This is a genomic window from Nocardioides sp. P5_C9_2 (assembly GCF_054049555.1).
Map to the genome: position 1 here is coordinate 1 of NZ_JBFUMD010000333.1, position 4,503 is coordinate 4,503.

A 4,503-nucleotide genomic window follows, 5' to 3' on the forward strand; every position below is an offset into this window, starting at 1 on the left:
TGGAGTAGTCCTTGATGACGCGCAGTGACGCCTCCGGGACGACGTACCGGACTGTGTCGATGACGTAGTCGCGCTCGATGTCGATATCGGCGTCCACCCGGTGCGTCACCTGGAGCGTGAACAGGGAGATGCCGACCGCCTTGTCGTAGGTCGCAGAAGCCAGCCACTGCACCTCGAACCCACCGGGCAGCTTCCAGCCGTCGGGGACCGGCCAGAAGCGGACGTGGTGACGCTGGGACGGGTTGCCGTCGACCTCCTGCTGGTAGGCGAAGGCCTGCCGCTGCCCGAAGAGGAACAGTGAGGAGACCGGGGCCTGCGGGTAGGGGCGACGCAGTACCGACGAGACGACGATCCTCCACGAGGAGCGGATCGTGAGCTCGTCGGCACGGGTCCAACCGGCTCGGCTCATGGCAGCGTGGATGTCCGACTCGCTGCCGTCCAGGCCCAGGTTGATCGGGTCACCGAGCACGCCGATGTCGGTCAGGGATCGCCCGATGAAGTAGTCGGGCACGTAGATCTTCGAGAGCACCTCCTGCAGGCGGGGCAGTCCCACGTAGGCCAGAAGCACCCAGAAGAGGACGACCGAGCCGATCGCGTACCAGTGGTCGAGGCCGATGGTGACGACGATCCATCCGAGCCACAGGACGAGCACCGTGCCGATGACGAAGAACAGGCCGTCGACGATCTCCCGGACGGGCCAGAGCGGGGTCGCGGAGACCGCGCCCGGTGCCAGCTCGAACGTGGGAGGCACCGTCGGCGGGGGCGTGTCCACGACGTCACCGTGGCGCCAGTCATCGGCGGGCTCGACCTCCATGCGCGACCCTCCAGCTCTCCGGTGACGTTCGCAGGCTACTCAAGCGAGGTGGGTCTGCGTCCGGACATCGCAGGTGCCGCCCGCCGCATTTCCGGCGCCGACCGGGCCCGGACCACTAACGTCGGCCCATGAAGGCCCAAGCAGGACCTGGCGACGGTTGGGTGGACGAGCGGCTGCAGGTGGGAGGAACGTCGGTCTACTGCCGGCGCAGCACCGCCGGGAGCGGTGTCCCTCTGGTGCACCTGCACGGTTTCGCGATCTCCGGCTCATACCTGATGCCGACCGCCCGGATCCTTGCCACGCGTGGGATCAACGTGGTCCCGGACCTGCCCGGCTACGGGCACAGTGAGCGCCGCGCTCGCGTCCTCGACATCACGGAGCTGGCCGAGGTCACGGTGGCGATCCTCGACCGCCTCGACATCGACAAGGCTGTCCTGATCGGGAACTCGATGGGTTGCGCCATCAGCCTGGAGATCGTCCACATGGCGCCGGAACGGGTGCACAGACTCGTCCTGGCCTCGCCGGCCGGCGGCGTGCACAACCAGCCCCTGGGCCGCGCCCTCGGCCAGCTCGCCCGGGACGTCGTCCGGGAGAGCACGAGGATGTTTCCCGTCGCCCTCCCCGACTACGTGAGGTTCGGGCCTCTGAACGGCCTACGTCTCTTCCACGAGCTCACCCGCTTCCCGTCCCTGGAGCGGCTGCTGCACACCCCGGTCCCGACCCTGGCCGTGTTGGGCGTCCGCGATCCGCTCCTGCCACCACCCGACCGCATCCGCGAAGTCGCTCGGCTCGCTCCGGAGCACCTGACGGTCGCCGTGGTCGAGCACGCGGCCCATGCGGTGAACTTCAGCCACCCTGTCGAGCTCGCAGGCGTGATCGGGGTGTGGCTGGACGACGCGGTCGATGACAGCTCGCTCCTCCCGGACGGGGTGCGGGTGGTGGCGGCCAGCTAGCCCCCTGGTGCCAGGCGCCCGCTCGGACCGCCGTCAGTCGGACTGCGTGCTCTCAGCGCGGCAGCGACCAGGACGAGACGTCCAGGTCCCAGTCGTCGGCGAGCCGACCGACCTGCGGGCGGTAGAGCACCTCCAGCGACTCGACGAGCCCCTCCGGCGGCTCCCACGTGGCGTGGCTGCTCGAGCGCGACGGACGGTCGACGTCGGCGAGGGGCACCGGAGCAAGGCCGAGGCGTGACCACACCGCGTCGACCGCGGCCTGGGGGGCGCGGCGTACGGACTCGTAGACCATCACGACCATCCGCTCGCGACCCACGTGGTGGGCCCACATGGCGAGCTGGTCGGCGTAGAAGCCGCTGAAGCCCTGCACCGTGATCGGCACCGGGTAGGGCCACGGCGAGCTGGACCGGGTGGCGGCGAGGCGCATCGCGGACAGGAACCGCTCCACCGGGTCCCGCAGGAGCACCAGCACGGGCACGTCGGGTCCCAGCAACCGTGCGGCGACGGCCGGGGCCGAGGCGTGCCGCAGGTACTGGGGGGTCCACTCCCCGCGTCGTACGCCGTCGCCGGGGAACAGGTCGAGGTACTCCGCGGCAGGCACCAGACCGTCGCCGACCTTGTGGAGCAGGTGCTGCTCCTTCTTGCCGTTGGTCCCGAGGCCGACCTCCGGGTGCTGGACCAGCAGGTCGGTGAACCACGTCGTCCCCGACCGCTGGGCACCGATCCCGAGCCACGCCGGTGTCGTCATGCGGAGCACCCTAACCGCTGGGCTAGGTTCCACCCATGAGCGCTCAAGGCCTCGACCCCACCTTCGCGTCCCTGCCCTACCGCGACCTCGGCGACGTCGCGCTGGACCGTGCCCGCGACCTCGGGGCGACCCACGCCGACTTCCGCTTCGAGCGGGTCCGCCACCAGTACCTCGCGGCGCGCGACGGCACGCTGCAGACCGCGATGGACACCGAGGACCTCGGCTTCGCGGTGCGGGTGATCCACCGCGGGGCCTGGGGGTTCGCATCCGGCGTGGTCCTCACGCGCGAGGAGGCACGCCGCGTCGCCGAGACGGCGATCGCGGTCGCCGAGGTCGCCGCGGGCATGACCACCACTCCGGTCGAGATCGCGCCCGAGCCCGTCCACGACGACGTCACCTGGATCTCGGCGTACGACGTCAACCCGCTCGAGGTGCCCACCGCCGACAAGGCGGCGGTCCTCCTCGACTGGACCGACAGGCTGCGAGCGCACGCCGCCGTCGCACACGCCACCTCCTTCGTCCAGCAGGTGCAGGAGAACAAGTACTACGCCGACCTCGCCGGCACGCGCACCACCCAGCAGCGGGTGCGGATGATGCCCGGGWTCGAGGCGATGGGCTCCGACGAGGCTTCCGGCGTCTTCGACTCGATGGCCTCGATCGCGCCGCCGGTCGGTCGCGGCTGGGAGTACGTCACCGACGGCACCTGGGACTTCGACGCCGAGCTCGCCGAGGTCCCCGACCTCCTCGCCGCCAAGCTCGCCGCACCGAGTGTCGAGGCAGGAACCTACGACCTGGTGATCCATCCGTCGAACCTGTGGCTGACCATCCACGAGTCGATCGGGCACGCCACCGAGCTGGACCGGGCGCTGGGCTACGAGGCCAACTACGCCGGCACGTCCTTCGCCACCTACGACAAGCTGGGGACCCTGCAGTACGGCTCCCCGGTGATGAACGTGACCGGTGACCGCACCACCGAGCACGGCCTGGCCACCGTCGGCTACGACGACGAGGGCGTCCGGACGCAGTCGTGGGACATCGTGCAGGACGGGGTCCTCGTGGGCTACCAGCTCGACCGCTCGATGGGCTGGATGAAGCCCGAGCTCAACGGGGGACGGTCCAACGGCTGCGCGTACGCCGACTCCCCCGGCCACATCCCCATCCAGCGGATGGCCAACGTGTCCCTCCAGCCGGCCCTCGACGGCCCCTCCACCGAGGAGCTGATCGGTCGCGTCGAGCGCGGCATCTACGTCGTCGGCGACAAGTCGTGGTCGATCGACATGCAGCGGTTCAACTTCCAGTTCACCGGCCAGCGGTTCTACGAGATCGTCGACGGCGAGCTCCGGGGTCAGCTGCGCGACGTGGCCTACCAGGCCACCACCACCGACTTCTGGGGCTCCATGGAGGCGGTGGGCGGTCCCGACACCTGGGTGCTGGGCGGTGCCTTCAACTGCGGCAAGGCCCAGCCCGGCCAGGTCGCCGCGGTCAGCCACGGCTGCCCGACGGCCCTGTTCCGCGACGTACGCATCCTCAACACGAATGACGAGGCAGGCCACTGATGTCGACCACCGCGACCCCCCAGCAGCTCGTCGAGCACGCGCTCGCCGCCTCGAGCGGCGACGACTGCGTCGTCATCGTGCGAGCGATGAGCAGCGCCAACCTGCGCTGGGCCAACAACACCCTCACGACCAACGGCGTGATGGTCTCCAGCGAGGTCACCGTGATCTCCTTCGTCGGTGCCGGCTCCGGCACGGCGACCGGCTCGGTGTCGGGCTCGGCCAGCAGCCAGGAGCAGGTGGACGCGCTGGTGAGGGCCGCCGACGCCGCGGCCCGCGCCGCCTCGCCCGCCGAGGACGTCGCGGACCTGGTCGCCGGCCGCACCAGCCCCGACTGGGACGACGCGCCCGAGCAGACCGACATCCACGTGTACGACGCGTTCGCGCCCGCCCTGGGCGAGGCCTTCGGGCAGGCGTCGGCGGCCGATCGGGTGC

5 protein-coding genes are annotated in these 4,503 nt (G+C 70.5%); 3 read left to right on the top strand and 2 right to left on the bottom strand.

What is annotated here, in order from left to right; all coding sequences use genetic code 11:
* The coding region (locus tag ACXJKL_RS15340) for an LssY C-terminal domain-containing protein (protein WP_457207901.1) at positions 1–814 on the bottom strand (814 nt) is incomplete at its 3' end.
* 128 nt (positions 815–942) lie between these two features.
* Here ACXJKL_RS15340 and ACXJKL_RS15345 point away from each other — a divergent pair.
* Positions 943–1,767, top strand: a complete 825-nt coding sequence (locus tag ACXJKL_RS15345; protein ID WP_457207902.1) for an alpha/beta fold hydrolase — start codon at positions 943–945, stop codon at positions 1,765–1,767.
* A gap of 52 nt (positions 1,768–1,819) precedes the next feature.
* Here ACXJKL_RS15345 and ACXJKL_RS15350 read toward each other — a convergent pair whose 3' ends face one another.
* Entirely contained in the window at positions 1,820–2,515 is a 696-nt protein-coding gene (locus tag ACXJKL_RS15350; protein WP_457207903.1) for a sulfotransferase domain-containing protein, read from the bottom strand.
* 35 nt (positions 2,516–2,550) lie between these two features.
* On the opposite strand from ACXJKL_RS15350, the gene ACXJKL_RS15355 reads away from it, so the two are divergent.
* Both ACXJKL_RS15355 and ACXJKL_RS15360 read left to right on the top strand, forming a co-directional pair.
* Positions 2,551–4,071 carry a TldD/PmbA family protein gene (locus ACXJKL_RS15355; RefSeq protein ID WP_457207904.1) on the top strand — a complete coding sequence of 507 codons (1,521 nt, stop codon included), beginning with the start codon at positions 2,551–2,553 and terminating at the stop codon, positions 4,069–4,071.
* On the top strand, positions 4,071–4,503 hold a 433-nt coding region (locus tag ACXJKL_RS15360; protein WP_457207905.1), incomplete at its 3' end, for a PmbA/TldA family metallopeptidase. The genes ACXJKL_RS15355 and ACXJKL_RS15360, both read left to right, overlap by 1 nt.